We start from the raw sequence: 16330 nt of genomic DNA, 5'->3' as shown, positions 1-16330 counted from the left end.
TATTCGCGGAAGTTAAAAAAAAATCTGATAAAGAACATTCCTATGCAAGATAATTTTCAAGTCAATTTTTCTATAAAAGGTATAACAAGCATTTTAATTGGAGCATATCTTTTTATTTCAGGGTTTTCTATTGAAACGTTGTTAAATAACAAAACTTCATTAGAAACGCTATCTTCAAATACGATAGAAAACCTAATTATACTAATTGCTGTTGCATTTGTTCTATTATCAACATTAACATTATTCTTTATAGGAAAAAAAAATGTTGAAAAATTAAAACTCCAACTTTTTAATGATAAAACAAAAGCCGCAGTTAAAAAATATAGTATCGTAATTGGTATTACCTTTATTTCTCTATTCGTTTTAATGAACCTAGAATTAACAAACTACCTCGCTCCTACTTTTCTTATTTTTCACGGAATTTTATTACTTCTATTCAAAAAGAAAGAAAGAAAAAACCTGTTAGTTTTATCAGCTGTTAGTTTACTTTTAGCAGTTATGTGTTTCTTAATTCCTACTTATTGGTCTTCTTCTCTTTCTATTTTAGGAATTGCTCATGTTGCTTACGGAGTTGTAGTTAAATAATAATTTCTTTTCTAATTTAGTTGCTCATTTAAAAAATTATCTTTTACTTTGTATTTCAAAGTTCTTTAAAGATGAGTCAAAAAGATTATTTAAGAGACATATCAGAAATTAAAAACTTAATGAGTAAATCGTCTAAATTTATTTCATTGAGTGGATTGTCTGGTATTTTAGCAGGAATTTACGCATTAATTGGTGCTGGTTATTACTATTTTGCTTTTGATAAGAAAATAGATAATTCATCTCAGTTAACAACTGATTTAGTCTACTCTATAACTATTATTATTTTAATTGTTAGTTTCGCTACAACAATTACAACCATCTTTTTTACATCTAGAAGAAGTAAATTTACTGATGAAAAAACTTGGAGTATTACTACAAGAAACTTAGTTAAATCTTATTTAACAACCTTAAGTATTGGTGGAGTTTACATCATAATAAATCTATTTCAAGAAAATTATACTCACCTTATTCCATTAATACTGTTATTCTACGGATTAGCATTAATTAACGCTTCTAAACATACAAGCAACATAGTTAAACCCCTTGGGATAATTGAAGTTATTTTTGGTCTTATTTGTGCATTATTTCCTAGTTATAGTTTTTGGTTTTGGGTTATTGGCTTTGGAATTGTACATGTTGTATATGGAAGCATTATTTATTTTAAATATGATAAAAAATAATTTTTTTATAAACGAAAACTATTTCATTTGAAAAACATTATTCTAAATATAAATAAAGCATTTGATCATAGAGTTCGATTGGGAATCATGTCAGTTTTGACAGTTAATGATCATGCTGATTTTAAAAGATTGAAAGAATTACTTGGTGTAACTGATGGTAATTTAGCTAGTCATTTAAAAGCTTTAGAAAAAGTACAATATATTAAAGTAGAAAAACAATTTATAGGCAGAAAACCAAATACTAAATACTATACAACGAATTTAGGTAAATTAGAATTTAAAAAACATATTGAAGCTTTAGAAAAATTAATAAGCAAAAAATAATTTTTTTGCACCTTAACTTTGAAAAACAAAGTTCTTTTAAAAAAAACACAATTATGAAAATAAAAACATTAATTATTATTCTTTTTGTACTAACAATATCTAAAATAAAAGCACAAGATATTATAACAAAAAAAAATGGCGAAAAATTAAAAGTTATTATTAAAAAAGTTGAAAAGAATAACATCAAATATGTAAATTTTGATGATCCAAATGGAGTTCTTTTTACAATTGATAAAGTATTAATAAGTGAGGTGAAATTTGCTTATGGAGAAAAACTAGAAGTTAAAAATCCAGAAGAAGATCCATTTTACTTTACAGAAGACAAAATAAATAATATAATGTTCAACTTTTCCGCTTTTGCAAACAACACACTTGGACTTGCTTATGAAAAATCCATAAAACTTGGACATTCTATTATGGGTGAAATAAAGGTTTACGGACTTGGAATTAAACAAGAAAATGAAAAAAGCAGAAATGGAATCGGTTTAGATTTCTATTATCGACTAAAAACTCAATCATTATTTAATAAAGGAGAATATAGACCTAATCATATTTTGAGTGGATCTTACTTCTCTCCTATTGTTGGTTTTAGTACTGGTGAACTATATTATAAAAAACATACAATTACAGAAAAAACATCTCATACTTTAGTACATTTTGGAATACAATATGGAAATCAATGGATAATACAACGAAAAGTATCTGTAGATGCTTCATTTGGGTTTCATTACTATATAGGAAATACAAAAGGAAATGATAATGAACAACCTATAAAACTTGGAAATATGTTAGGGGAAGAAAACAAGTTATTTAGTTTTAATTTAAGAGTAGGATTTTTAGTTGGTAAGAAAACATATATAAAGAAAAGTGAAAAAGGAGAATTAAAAAAGTAAGTAAAGTGGATGCTTTGGTTAAACTAAAGTATCTTACTTTCTTATAAAAAAAATTAAAAAATGAAAATAAAAAAACAGTTACTTGTATTAACTTTAATAGGAGTATTATTTAGTTCTTGTAATACAGAAGAACCAAAACTTAATCTTGATTTAAACTTGAACACGTTAGAAGGGAAATGGCTTATAAACAATTCTACAGAATATGATTTTATAGAATTCACAAATGAAGGTATATTCTTTATAAACAAAAAAGAAGTTACTAATGACCCTGATTTTTCTAATTTTAGTATTTATGAAATTGTAAATGATAATATTATAGGAATCGCAAATTTGGGAGCTATATTTGTTAACAATCTTACAGAGTTTAAAATGGATTTTGTTCTTGAATTATCAGACAATACTCAGATTAATTTAACAGCAAATAAAACTTCATTTATATCGGAATCTGAAAGAACAGCATTAATTTCAAAAATCTGGGGTATAGAATCTATTAATGGGTTAGAAAATGATTTAGGTATTTTACTTTTCTCTAAATCTGGCACTTTTTATGAAATAAGATCTAATATAAAATTCGGAGAATGGAATTGGTGTAATAATGAAGAAACAAAAGTTTCAATTACCACAAACAGCTCTAGTTTAGATTGTACAAATAATCAAGTAATTGAAAATATAACCTTAACTGATAATTCTTTCACAGGAATTGATAAAAGAAATGGCACTCCAGAAACAATAATATTGAAAACAGATTAAATTTCAGGTTATTTAAAATTATTATATCTAATAGAAGTGTATTGTAAATAATTTGACGCAACCATATAGAAGTTTCTGTATCTTTAAAATATAAAGTAGCGAAACAACTAACAACGATTTTAATTACTACCTTTCCATAAATCTCGGAACTAAAGATATAAATAAAATGGATAAATTATTTGTGATATATGTATACGTGCTATTTATTTACTAAGTTTAGTGTATTAACAATGTAATTAATCTCTCAAAATAAATTGAAAACTAAAAACAAATGAGAAAGAAAATTAATTTTTTTTATTATAAGCTACTTTATCTTTTTATGCTTAGGAGTTGTTTCTTGTGGAGATAGTTGTGGACCATTCCATGATAAATTTAAAGTAATTGATTTAGATTGGAAAACTTATGAAGCTACATTTTCTGAATTACCCAATAATCAACTAAGCTTATCTGAAATAATTCAAAATTCTGTTTCATATAGTAAATTTTCAATATTTATTGAACCTGAAAAAGAATCGTATTTTTCAGCTATTAATAACAATAATTCAATAAGCTTTATAAATTCGGCCTATGCTTGTGACCCTGCTCCAGTTGAGACTAATGATATTATTGAAAATATTGAAATTTTTGCAAATAATAATTTTGACTCTAATCATCTTATAGGTCAAAATTTAGTTGAACTCTTTAATATTATAATTTTGGATATAGAAAAAAATATCTACTATGAAAAATTTGATTTAAAGACTTATTTATATACTAAACCTAAAGTTCCTACTGAAATGACTTTAATTTTAAAAAGAGCACCACTACAGACTTCTAATTTTAAATTTATTGTCAAATATTATCAAAATGGAAAAGATATAAATTATATAGAATTTGAAACTAATTCGATTGAAATAAAAGTATAAAAACAAATTACCAAAACCCTATATAACAAATTGTGTAGTTTAGTACTTTATCAAAGTTATTTGCAATTTTGTTACACCTGTTTTTCCTTTAAAAAATCTAAGTACCTACAACTTAGAATAACATAAACAAAATTAAAAAGATGTTAAAAGAAATAACATTATTGATTTTATTACTTTCTTTTTTTAATGCAAACTCTCAAGGTTTAACAAAGAAAAACCTTTTGAAGTTAAATGAATTAAGTATAAAAAAAGAAAAAGGGAGCGTGATAAATTGATAAAATTGTTATATTAAAAATCTTTATAAATATTTAAAATCGAATCCTAATTTCTCTTACAATATCTTCTAAACCGTTTAACTGAAGTTCATAAACGAGTTCCATTTGTTTGCCTAATTTTCCATTAGGAAAACCTTTATTTTTATACCAAACTATATAATGTTCTGGTAAGTCAATTAGAAATCTGCCTTTGTATTTACCAAAAGGCATTTTCATTTTGGATAATTCTATTAGAAATTGTTTGTCTTGTGTCATTTAATCTTCTCCGTCAACAAAATCTTGTAAATAAGAAAAACGTACTGTCAGTTTTCCATTTTCTGTCATTTTAGCACGTGCTAAAACTCCGTCTTTATCATTATTAAAAAAAGCAGGAATTACGTTTTCTAAAAACATTTCTCCAAAACCTTCACTTGCATCTTTTGGCAATTCACAAGGTAAATTATCTACAGCCATTACTACAATAGCATTTTCATCTTTATAATCTACTTCAGTTTCTGTTTCTGGATTGTAACCGTAAATTGGGTCTGCAATTGTTGAAGCTTTTAAAGTTGATGCTACTGGCCCATCTACGTCACAAGAAATATCCGCAACAAATTTTATTTTAAAATCTTTCGATTTTGCATCTTCTCTAGTAAATAAATAAGGTGCACCATTCCCGTAAAAATGTCCTGCAATAAATAAATCAGATACTTTTGCAAATTTCATAAAATCTGATTCATAATTTTCTGGATGATCGTAAAAATCGAAATTATCAATAACTTTTCCGTCTTTACGTTTGTTATAATCTAAAACATCTGCTAAACAATAAACAGGTTCTTCAAATGAGTTATTTAGATATTCATCTACAGAAACTTCTTTTATGTGCATTGCATCTAACATTTCTTTTGCTCCGTAAGCAACTTTTCCATTTCCAGTTAAAAGAATTTTTATGTTTGGTAAATTGATTTTATTTAATTCTGAAATCAATTCTTTTTGGCTATCTAAATTTTCTGCTTTTGGTAAATTGAAAGTTTCTTTTGTTAAACCAATTGCTCTAAAACCATTGTAAGCACCAACAATACCTGCATAACGTCCAAAACCGATTAAACGCATTCCGTTTTCTCTAACAATGGTTTCATGATCATATAATTCAATATTTTTCTCTAAAATTGCTAATAATAACTTTCTATTATAAGGTTGTTTTTTGATAGTATGACTAAAGAAAAAATATTTTTTATTTGGAATTAAATTTTCAATTGGCACTTCTTTTACCCCTAATAAAACATTGCAGTCTGACATATTTTCAGTTACTTCTAATCCTGCAGATTTATATGCTTCATCAGAGAAAACTCGAATTTCTGAAGACTCTACTTTTATGGTAGCATCAGAGAATTTTTTGTTGAATTCTTTTAGTTTTTCAGGAGAAAAAACGACTCTTCTATCAGGTGGGTTTTTACGTTCTTTAATAATGCCAAACTTCATATTTCTGTGTTTTTAATAATACTGAAATGAGTATAATATAATTGGTATAATATTTGTTCGAAGATATTAGAATTTATAATGATAAGCAACTGTATTTTTTATACTTTTGCAGACCGCGTTAAGGATTGAAACGACATCCTTTTTAACTTTTTTGTTAAAAAGATATAGTGTAAAGCCTGACTTTAGCTTTAAATGCTTTTAAAGCAAAGTAACGCCCAAATTATAAATGAAAAGAAATAAATTGATGAGTTTCCAAATCAAGTTTGGAATTAATTCAATTACGCTAAATAAATTTAGCTATTTCATTGAGGGGACGACTGGTTTTGACAGCGAGGACAGTGAATTTGTAAGCATACCAAGGCATGAAATAATACTTGTAAAACTGATTTCAACTTTTTAAACGGCGAAGATAACTACGCTTTAGCTGCTTAATCCGAATCATAGTAGGATTAGCCTAGGCACACAAGGTGTGCAAGCTTTATGTCCATGAAAAGCCTTGATTTACGGCGTTTCACTTTTGGGCATCGTAAAAGTAAATATAGAAAACTTGAAGCTTTGGCAAGTTTTTGAAACTAAAGAAGATAAGCTAAAAGCAGGTTGTTCTTAACCAACTTTTAGTCGAAAATTAAGAAAGAACTAAGTATGTAGAAAGCTTTTTGGCTGCTTGTTTGGACCCGAGTTCGATTCTCGGCGTCTCCACAAAAACAAAAAAACCTCCAAATTTGGAGGTTTTTTTATTATTTTAATTAACTAATAAACTCTCTTTATTAACAACTTTTCTAAGAAATTTTTTAGCTCCTTTTTAAAAAACTATAGAAGAAAATAAATAAGGAATACTTATAAATTTTGTTTTGCAGTTATAACATTTGTAAAACTTAGAATTAGGGATTAGCTTTAAAATAAAATTTCTAGTTAGTCTTCTTCTGGTACTAGAATTGCATTCTGGACATTTACACATTTTTTAGGGGGATTAATTAAAGTTAATAAATAAATCTTCTTTAACTTTTCCATGCAATTAACAGTCTAATTTAAAGTTTTTTTCTTAATAATCTGTTCTTTTTTGTTTATAATTTTGAAATTAATTAAAGATTGCTCTTAGTAAAATAAAACTATCGTTTTAAAGTAGTTATATAGCAAAAAAAACTCCAAATTTGATTTTTTTTTGGTATTATTATCTTAATTGATTAATAATTTTAATACCCAAATTTTACCTTTTTATTATTATTATTTCTTAGATACTTTTTTAGTTCAAATTCTAAAAATTATTGTCATTTTTAATTGAAACATCCTCTATGAATAAAAAAATGTCCATTATAATAAAATTATTTCTTGTTTGAATCTTACTTTTCGAACAACATTCACTTACCCCACTAACTATAACTATTTATGATTTGTCTCAGAAAATATTTTGGAAGTATTACCATATAAAAAAATGGTACTAATATTTTAGAACTTAGAGCTACTTTAAGTCTTATTTCTTCTTTATAACTAATCCAATCTCCTATTTTTGAAACACCATCAGAATTACATTTAGCAATTAAAACATCTGACAACATACATTTTGAGTTCTTTTTAAATAATAAAATGTTAAACCAATAATCAGAAAAAATAGGATATTTAAGACTGTATTTCTGCTCTTTAAATAAGTCCTTCTTATAAAATGTTCCTTGATGATGTAGTCCATTTCTAATCCACATTGAGAAATTCCAAGAAGGGTTTTTAACTTTTTTATTTTTATTATAAATAAAAGGAATTGTTTCTCCTTCATAAATAATCTTTCCAGAAATTAAAGAAATGTCATCTGAATATGGTTTTGAAAACACCTTTTCCAAAACATCCTTATCCTCTAAGACATCTCCACTGCCAAGAAAATACAACCATTTACCTGTTGATAAAGAAATTCCTTTATTCATAGCATCATAAATCCCAATATCTTTCTCTGATAGATACTGAAAAGGAAAAGAAAGTGTTTTTAAATATTCTTGAGTATCTGTATTAGACAAACCATCAACAATCCAAACCTCAACACTTTTGAAAGATTGAAATTCAATACTTTGTATGGTTTTTTTTAATCCATTAAGATTATTTAAAACAGGAATTATTATGGATATAATTGGATTGATATTATTTTATTTAAAGTATTTATCTAATTTTTTTGCTTCAGTTTCCCAACACAAAATCTCTTTTGTTGCTCTTTGATTTTTTTTAATTTCACTCAATAGAGATTCATCTCCTAAAACTTCATTAATTTTTTTTGCTATTTTTTCTGGCGAATAATCATCTACCATTACACCTACTTTATATTGATTTATAATCCTTGAAATCTCAGGCATATTACCAGCAACTATTGGAATTTCTGCATGAATAAAATCGAAAAGTTTATTTGGAAGTGAAAACTTAAAACTTAAACCTAAAGGTTCTTCTAAAACCATACCCAAAGTTGCTAATTTTGTATAATTCATAAGTTTATCTCTATCTATTCTCCCTAAAAAATAAACTCTATCTTCCATTTTTTTTTGAATAACAAAATCTCTTAACTCTTGTTCTACTTTACCATAACCAATAATAATTAAATCTAAATTATCAATAAAATGTAACGCTTGAATCATAGGTTTTATTCCTCTTCCAGGGTTTAAAACTCCTTGATATAAAATAGTTTTTTTGTTTGTTGGAAAACTAACTTGCTCTATTTCTTTATTATCATTTTTAAAAGGAATATTTCTAATTACACCCATTCTATTATGATATTTCTCATCGTAAAATTCAGAAATAGATTGACTTACTGTGTAAGATTTATTTATTTTTGGAAGAAAATAGTCTTCTAATTTTCTCCAAAAATTCTGAACAAATTTTCTACCCTGCAATTCTGGTCCTTCAGAAAATAATTCGTGACTATCGTAAACTAAATCAATATTTTTTAATTTACTAACAAAAAAACAAGCAGGTAAAGTATCTAAATCATTAGAAATTATATAATTATATTTTCTAAATAAGGTATAAAAAAACAACCTGATATTATACTCTGCATAAAACAAAAAATTATGGTTAAAAAAATGTCTTTTTCTAATAATTTTATAATCTCTTTTTACTAAAAATGTATTAGGAAGGATTCTACCATATACAACAACTTCAAAACCTTTTTTAATGAGGTAACTACATATTTTATGTACTCTATAATCTGTTGAGATATCATTTGTTACGGCTACAAAAATCTTCTTTTTTTGTTTCAATTTTTTTAAGATTATAAACTAAACAGTAGTTTTCTGAGTAACTTCAAACAAATCTCCTCCTTCACATTTTAATGTTTTCTGTTTAAACTTCACAATTAATTGATAATCGTGCGTAGCCATTAAAATAGTTTTTCCACTTTTATGAATATCATTTAAAAGTTCCATGACTTCTAATGATGTTTTTGGATCTAAGTTCCCTGTTGGCTCATCAGCTAAAATTAATTCTGGATCATTTAATAAGGCTCTTGCAATTGCAATTCTCTGTTGTTCTCCTCCAGAAAGCTCAAAAGTTTTCTTGTAATATTGGGCTTTCATACCAACCTTATCTAAAACCTCGTTAATTTTTTCTTTTATCTTTTCTTTATCTTTCCAACCTGTAGCTTTTAAAACAAATTCTAAATTTCCAAAAACAGTTCTATCATTTAACAATTTAAAATCTTGAAAAACAATTCCTATTTTTCGTCTTAAAAACGGAATTTCTTTTTCCTTTATTTGTTTTAAATCAAAATCAACAATATTTCCAATACCTCTTTGAAGCTTTAAATCTCCATAAAGAGTTTTCATTAAGCTACTTTTTCCACTTCCTGTTTTACCAATTAAATAATAAAACTCTCCTTTTTGTATGGTTAAATTAACTTTAGACAATACCAAATTATCTCTCTGATAGATATCAGCGTTTTCTAAATATAAAACTGGTTTTTCCATAAAATAACTTGTTTCTACAAACTTAAAAGTTTCTAACGATTTTATACTATGAATTCTAAACAATTCTTACTTTTGATTTAAAATGCTTCTACATTTTTTATTCTTCAATCAAACAAAATTAAAAAATGTTCGTTATCCATTTTAAGTATCAAAAATAATTTTATGAGATTTGTTTTTTTAAGAAAACGTTTTTTTACTTATTTCATTTTTCTAATATCATTTATTGGCTATAGTCAACAAACGATAATAGATGCTAGTATTTTAACAAAATACAATGATGCTACAAAGTTGTTTAATAACAAAGCATATGCTGCAGCTCAAAAAATATTTATAAAGATAGATGAAACAGCAATAACCAGTTCTAACTTAAAATCTGATGCTGCATATTATGACGCAATTTGTGCTGTAAAATTAAACCAACCTGAAGCGGATAAAAAAGTTTTAGCATTTATTGAAGAAAATCCAAACAGTAACAAAAAAAACAAAGCTTTTATAAACGTTGCAAACTATTATTTTGCTAATAAAAAAGCTGCTTATGCACTAAAATGGTATCAAAAAGTAAATGTTGACATTCTTTCTAAAGAAGATAGAAAAGAACTCAATTTTAAAATGGGATATTCTTATTTAGTAACCAAAAACTTAACTTTAGCTAAAAAACAATTTCTTCCATTAATAAATGATCCTAAATATGGAAATGATTCTAGATATTATTATGGATACATTGCATACAAGTTAGAAGATTATGGAATTGCTGAATCTACTTTAAAAGAAATTGCAGATAATGACACTTATCGAATAGAAATCTCTTATTATTTATTAGATATTAGTTTTCAAGCGGGTAAATTTGAACGCTGTGTAGTTGTTGGTGAAGAACTTATTAAAACAGTAAAAAGAAAAGAAAGATCTGAAATTTCTAAAATAATTGGCGAAAGTTATTTTAATCTAAAAAAATACAGTGAAGCAATTCCTTATTTAAAAGCCTATACTGGTAAAAAAGGAAAGTGGAATAATACTGATTATTATCAATTAGGTTTTGCCTATTACCAACAAAATGATTTTGAAAATGCTATTAGTAATTTTAATAAAATTATTGACCAAAAAAATTATGTTGCACAAAATGCTTATTATAATTTAGGTGAATGCTACCTTAAATTAGATAAAAAATCAGAAGCTTTAAATGCATTTAAAACTGCTTCTGAAATGGAGTTCAATAAAAGCATAAAACAAGATGCTGCTTTAAATTATGCTAAATTAAGTTATGAAGCTGGTAACCCTTTTAAAAGTGTTGCAGAAGTTTTACAAGATTATTTAAAAGCGTATCCAAAATCAAAAGCTTACGAAGAAATTAATGACTTGGTTATTTCTTCCTTTCTTCATCAACAAGATTACACTGGTGCCTTAACTTTTTTAACTAAGAAAAAATCTAATAAAAATAGTTCTTTAATTTCTGAAATCTCTTTATACAGAGGTATTCAATTATTTAATAATGATAAATTAAAAGAAGCACTTCCTTTTTTTAAGATTAGTAAGAAATCTGAGAACTCAGAAATTCAACAGAAAGCACAATATTGGGAAGCAGAAGCATTTTATAGATTAGCTAATTATAGAGAAGCTTTAACAAAATTTATGGATTTAAATAAATTTTTAAAATCTAAAAATGATGAAGAATATTCGCTTATAGATTACAATATTGGCTACAGTTATTTTCAATTAAAAGAATACGAAAAAGCTACTGAGTATTTTGTGAAATTTCTAAAAAAAGATATTATAGAATCACAAATAAAAGACGATGCTTTTATACGTTTAGGAGATAGTTACTTTGCAACAAGAAACTATAAGAAAGCTATTAATTCTTATAAACAAGTGCTCCAAAATTTTGGTTCTGATGCAGATTATGCTCAATATCAAATAGGAATGAGTTTTGGTTTTACTGAAGATAATAAATCAAAAATAGAAGCACTTACTAAGGTTGTAAATGATTATCAAATTTCAGACTTAAAAGATGATGCCTTATTTCAATTAGCTAATACGTATACTTTAATAAAAAATAATGAAAAAGCGCATCAAGCCTATAATCGATTAATAAAAAAACATCCTAATAGCATTTTTTTACCTAAAGCGTTAGTGCGTCAAGGTTTATTATATTATAATGATAATCAAAATGAAAAAGCTTTAGAAAAATTCAAAAAAACAACAAGTCAATTTCCTAATTCACCAGATGCTTTTGAAGCTGTTGCTAATGCAAGAAACATTTATATAGATAGTGGTAATTTAGATGATTATATAAGTTGGATAGCTACCTTAAAATTTATTAATGTTACAAATTCTGATCTCGATAATACTTCTTTTGCTGTTGCTGAGAAAAAATATTTTGAATCTAAAAACGGTGATGATATTATAGATACCCTTTTAAAATACACACAATCTTTCCCTAATGGAATACACAAACTAAAAGCAAATTATTATCTAGCAGATATCTTATTTAAAGTAAAAGAGTTTGATAGAGCAATTACGTATTATGAAGTTATTTTAGAGGAAGAACAAAATGAATATAGTGAAGATTCTCTTGCCAAATTAGCACAAATATTTTTAGAAAAAGATGAGTTTAACAATGCGCTACCTCTTTTAGATAGATTAGAACAAGAATCTTATGCCACAGAAAATATTTTATTTGCACAAAGTAATTTAATGAAAGGCTATTATGAAACAGAAGCTTTTGATTTTGCTTTAGAATATGCTAAAAAAATACTTTTAAGAGATAAGTTAGAGAATAAATTAGAGAACGATGCAAAAATTATTATTGCACGTGCTTCTTTAAAAAACGATGACTTTTATACTGCAGAAGAATATTACACAGAAGTAGAAAGAAATGCATCTGGCGAGTTAAAAGCAGAAGCACTTTATTACAATGCATTCTTTAAAAATCAACAAAATGAATTTACCGATTCTAATAAAATTATTCAGAATTTAATAGCAAACTATTCATCTTATAAGTATTGGGCAGTAAAAAGCTATGTAATAATGGGTAAAAATTATTATGGTTTAAAAGATGCTTATCAAGCTACTTTTGTTTTAGAAAATATTATTAAAAACTTTAAACAATTTAAAGATATAGTTGAAGAAGCAGAAAAAGAATTAAAAACAATTAAAGAAAACGAAGCCAAAACTAATAATTCTGTAACTCCTTTAAATGAAGAAGATACAGATGAAAAAGACTCTAAAAAGAATAAAAATTAATGAAAAAAGGTTTCACATTATTTTTAATATGCTTTGTTTTTTTAAGTTTAAATGCTCAAAAAAAGGAACAAGCTAAAGACACTGTAAAAACAGAAGTTGTAAATATTATTACCAAATACAACCCCAAAATTGCTGATGCTAAAAAAATTAAAAAGAACCCAAAAATAAAACTGCTCCAAAAGAATGAAAAGAAAAAATTAGAATATTCTATTTTTTCGGCACCAGTTGCATCAACTTTTATACCTAAAAGTGGAGTTGTAAAAGGCATTGATGTTGGTGTTAAAGAACGTATTTATAAAAACTATTTAGCCGCTGGATTTGGAAATTACAAAACTCCATATTTTGAAACTTATTTACATCACAGTGCACGTTTTAAAAATGAATTTGGCTTTAATGCAAAGTATTTAGCATCTCAAGATAATATTAGAAGTTCTGTACTTAATAGTAATTTTTCAAATTTCAATATTGGTGCATTTTACAAACAACAAGATCGATATTTCGACTGGAAAGTAAGCTTAAATTCTGAAAGAAATTTATATAATTGGTATGGTTTACCAGATATCATTTTCACAGAACCTACAACCAATTTTATTAATGAAGAACAAGTGTATAATTATTTTGAATTAAATGGAGAATTTAATTTTGTTGACTCTTACATTGATTATGGAAAGATTAAAACATCCTACTTTACAGATCGTTTTAACAGTTCTGAAATTTTAGCAGAATTTGATGTTAAACTAGACATCCCCTTAAGTTTCTTAAGTCAAGAATTAAATGCAATAACTATAAAAAATAGTGTAGAATTCTTAAAAGGAGAATTTAAAAACAGTTATAAGGATTTTAACCCAATTAAGTATTCTACCACTACAATAAATTTGAATCCTTATTATAAAATGAGTTTTAAAAACTTCAATTTTAAAACAGGTTTAAAAACAATTGCATCCTTAGATTCAGAAAACAATGCTACAAACATTTTTATCATTCCAGATTTGTTTGCTCAAGGACCAATAATAAAACAGTATCTAAATATTTATGCTGGTATTTCTGGTGATTTAAATACAAATACATATAAAAGTTTTACAGAAGAAAATCCATATGTTTCTCCAACCCTTTTTATAACTCAAACTTTCGAAAAATCTAATTTATTTATTGGTTTTAATGGAAAAGTGAATAGTAATATAAGCTTTAATATTAAAGCTAGCTCTATTACAGAAGAAGACAAACCTTTATTCTTAAGAAATGCATCAAAATCTGATGGAACAAATAATATTGTAAATGGTCATACTTTAAAAGGATATGAATATGGAAATTCTTTTAATGTCTATTATGATGATGTTAAAACCACTTCTTTGTTTACGGAAATAGAATATGATTTTTCTAAGAATTTATCTCTTGGAATTCAAGGAACATATAATATGTACACTTTAGAAAATGCTTTAGAAAATTGGAACTTACCTACCATTGAAGCTTCTTTTTCTTCAAAATATAAAAAAAACAAATGGTTTGCTACTGCAAATATTTTTTATGTAAACGAAAGAAAAGATGCTATTTATAACGGACAATTTCCAACTAGTTTTAAAGGAATTAAAACCCTAAATTCTTTTGTTGATGTTAATTTAAATGGAGGTTATCATTTTAATGATAAATTCTCAGCATTTCTAAAACTAAACAACATTCTAAATACAGATTACCAACGTTTTGCAAACTTTAACACACAAGGATTTCAAGTTTTAGGTGGCATTACTTATAAGTTTGATTTTTAAATTATTTTTTTTTCTAAAAGTGTAAAAAATAATAAAATCAAACTTTCCTTTTATTATATTTACTTCATGTATTATTACCTCATTATTGCTCTACAAGTATACTGTGTGTATCATGCTTATAAAAATAAGAATGATATTTATTGGTATTTCATCATTTTTTTTATTCCTTTAATCGGATGTATTATTTACCTTTTAACTCAAGTTATTAACAAAAGAGATGTTACAAATAGTATTGAAGAAATTACGACCATAATCAACCCTACCAAAAAGGTTAAAGACCTTGAAAAAGAATTAAATTTTTCTAACACATTTCAAAATAGAATTAATTTAGCCGATGCTTATTCTGAAATAAGAGATTATAATAATGCCATTTTACATTATGAAAAAGCGTTAGAAAGTAATTTTAAAAATGATCCACATACATTAAACAAATTAGTGCGTTGTTATTTTGAAACTCAAAATTTTGATAAGGTTATTGAATGCTCAAAAAAGATAAACTTAGAAAAAGACTTTAAAGAAACTGTTTATTTTTATGGTTTAGCTTTAGAACAAAAAAACGAATTTGAGAAAGCTGAAATTCAATTAAGAAAAATAGATATTAGATATTCTCATTATAATGAAAGACTTGAGCTTGCAAGGTTTTTAATTAGAAGAAATAAAATTGAAGATTCAAAAGAAATTTTAGCAGAAATTATTTCTGAAATAAACTCAATGTCGAAAGTTAATTCTAGAAAACTTAGAGGCGTATTTTCTGTGGCTGAAAAAATGTTGAATGAAAATTAAATCTTTTCTTAGGATAATTATCCACTTACTAATTTCAGTTTTTCTAACTTTTATAACTCAAATTGGCGGAATCTTATATTTAATTTCATTGCTTCTCATTTCTAATAAAAAATCAAACTATCAACTTAAAAGAACGCTCTTTTTTATAATTATATATTTAGTTTCAACATTTTTAATTGTACCAAAAATTGCTCCAATTTTTGATCGTGTTAAAATTGAAGATAATAATAAATTAGAAGCTCATAATTTTATACAGAAGCTCTTTAACAGAAACTATGTTACCAAAAAAATGCACTCTGTATTAACAGATGTTTCATTGAAAATAAACAAAGAATTCCCTCATATAAAAGTTATTTATTTAGATGCCAATTTTCCTTTTCTTGATGGATTTCCATTACTCCCACATTTAAGTCATTATGATGGAAAAAAAAATGACATTTCTTTTATTTATCAAGATGAAAAAGGAAAAATCACAAATTCAAAACCTTCAAATAGTGGTTATGGAATCTTTGTAGAACCTAGTAAAAATGAAATCAATCAAACCATCCTTTGTAAGAAAAGAGGTTTTTGGCAATATGATTTTACCAAATATTTTACTTTTGGTAAGCTTCAATAAAAGCTTAAATCTATCAGAAAAACCAACAAAAAAACTCATTCGTAAAATATTAGAAAACAATAAAGTAAGTAAACTTTTTATAGAACCTCATCTTAAATCTAGATTAAAACTCAATAATTCTAG

General features: G+C 25.6%; 15 protein-coding genes and 1 other RNA gene. 11 read left to right on the top strand and 5 right to left on the bottom strand.

Annotation, left to right across the window (positions count from 1 at the left end; translation table 11 throughout):
• Positions 1-42: 42 nt before the first annotated feature.
• From PHEL85_RS12825 to PHEL85_RS12800, 6 genes are all read left to right on the top strand, one after another.
• On the top strand, positions 43-585 hold the full coding sequence (locus PHEL85_RS12825) for a hypothetical protein (protein ID WP_052108567.1): 543 nt from the start codon (positions 43-45) through the stop codon (positions 583-585).
• A 71-nt stretch (positions 586-656) separates the two neighbouring features.
• Complete coding sequence (locus PHEL85_RS12820) at positions 657-1265, top strand: hypothetical protein (protein WP_036825583.1); 609 nt, start codon at positions 657-659, stop codon at positions 1263-1265.
• 27 nt (positions 1266-1292) lie between these two features.
• Positions 1293-1589: a winged helix-turn-helix domain-containing protein gene (locus PHEL85_RS12815; RefSeq protein ID WP_036825580.1), complete on the top strand. Its 297-nt coding sequence runs from the start codon at positions 1293-1295 to the stop codon at positions 1587-1589.
• 53 nt (positions 1590-1642) lie between these two features.
• Complete coding sequence (locus PHEL85_RS12810) at positions 1643-2482, top strand: hypothetical protein (RefSeq protein WP_036825578.1); 840 nt, start codon at positions 1643-1645, stop codon at positions 2480-2482.
• A gap of 60 nt (positions 2483-2542) precedes the next feature.
• Entirely contained in the window at positions 2543-3232 is a 690-nt protein-coding gene (locus PHEL85_RS12805; protein ID WP_036825576.1) for a hypothetical protein, read from the top strand.
• Positions 3233-3927: 695 nt separating this feature from the next.
• The gene (locus PHEL85_RS12800) at positions 3928-4137 is read left to right on the top strand and encodes a hypothetical protein (protein WP_036825573.1); all 210 of its coding nucleotides are present in this window, start codon (positions 3928-3930) and stop codon (positions 4135-4137) included.
• Between the two features lie 308 nt (positions 4138-4445).
• On the opposite strand, the gene PHEL85_RS12795 is transcribed toward PHEL85_RS12800, so the two are convergent.
• Both PHEL85_RS12795 and PHEL85_RS12790 read right to left on the bottom strand, forming a co-directional pair.
• A complete protein-coding gene (locus tag PHEL85_RS12795; protein WP_036825570.1) occupies positions 4446-4667 on the bottom strand; it encodes a DUF3820 family protein in 222 nt (73 codons plus the stop codon).
• Entirely contained in the window at positions 4668-5873 is a 1206-nt protein-coding gene (locus PHEL85_RS12790) for an NAD(P)-dependent oxidoreductase (RefSeq protein ID WP_036825568.1), read from the bottom strand.
• A gap of 309 nt (positions 5874-6182) precedes the next feature.
• Between PHEL85_RS12790 and ssrA the strand changes: the two genes are divergently transcribed.
• Positions 6183-6575, top strand: a transfer-messenger RNA (tmRNA) gene (ssrA, locus tag PHEL85_RS17665).
• A gap of 668 nt (positions 6576-7243) precedes the next feature.
• Here the strand turns inward: ssrA and PHEL85_RS12785 are convergent.
• From PHEL85_RS12785 to PHEL85_RS12775, 3 genes are read right to left on the bottom strand one after another with little or no spacing between them, the layout of a single operon-like run.
• Positions 7244-7972 carry a glycosyltransferase gene (locus tag PHEL85_RS12785; protein WP_036825566.1) on the bottom strand — a complete coding sequence of 243 codons (729 nt, stop codon included), beginning with the start codon at positions 7970-7972 and terminating at the stop codon, positions 7244-7246.
• Between the two features lie 30 nt (positions 7973-8002).
• On the bottom strand, positions 8003-9103 hold the full coding sequence (locus PHEL85_RS12780; protein ID WP_036825564.1) for a glycosyltransferase: 1101 nt from the start codon (positions 9101-9103) through the stop codon (positions 8003-8005).
• Between the two features lie 18 nt (positions 9104-9121).
• Positions 9122-9808: a cell division ATP-binding protein FtsE gene (locus PHEL85_RS12775; RefSeq protein ID WP_036825561.1), complete on the bottom strand. Its 687-nt coding sequence runs from the start codon at positions 9806-9808 to the stop codon at positions 9122-9124.
• A gap of 162 nt (positions 9809-9970) precedes the next feature.
• Here PHEL85_RS12775 and PHEL85_RS12770 point away from each other — a divergent pair, with 162 nt between their 5' ends.
• The 4 genes from PHEL85_RS12770 (at position 9971) to PHEL85_RS12755 (ending at position 16207) form a co-directional block, all read left to right on the top strand.
• On the top strand, positions 9971-13045 hold the full coding sequence (locus PHEL85_RS12770; RefSeq protein ID WP_081965139.1) for a tetratricopeptide repeat protein: 3075 nt from the start codon (positions 9971-9973) through the stop codon (positions 13043-13045).
• Positions 13045-14808 (top strand): TonB-dependent receptor, encoded by a 1764-nt coding sequence (locus PHEL85_RS12765; RefSeq protein WP_052108565.1) that lies wholly within the window; start codon positions 13045-13047, stop codon positions 14806-14808. The genes PHEL85_RS12770 and PHEL85_RS12765 overlap by 1 nt, the downstream gene beginning before the upstream one ends.
• Positions 14809-14874: 66 nt before the next feature.
• Positions 14875-15591: a CDC27 family protein gene (locus PHEL85_RS12760; RefSeq protein ID WP_081965138.1), complete on the top strand. Its 717-nt coding sequence runs from the start codon at positions 14875-14877 to the stop codon at positions 15589-15591.
• On the top strand, positions 15581-16207 hold the full coding sequence (locus PHEL85_RS12755) for a hypothetical protein (RefSeq protein WP_235318275.1): 627 nt from the start codon (positions 15581-15583) through the stop codon (positions 16205-16207). The genes PHEL85_RS12760 and PHEL85_RS12755 overlap by 11 nt, the downstream gene beginning before the upstream one ends.
• Positions 16208-16330: the final 123 nt, after the last annotated feature.

The organism is Polaribacter sp. Hel1_85 (assembly GCF_000766795.1).
Lineage (GTDB): Bacteria > Bacteroidota > Bacteroidia > Flavobacteriales > Flavobacteriaceae > Polaribacter.
Note: the sequence above shows the minus strand (reverse complement) of the source record. Positions and strands in the feature narration are given on the sequence as shown.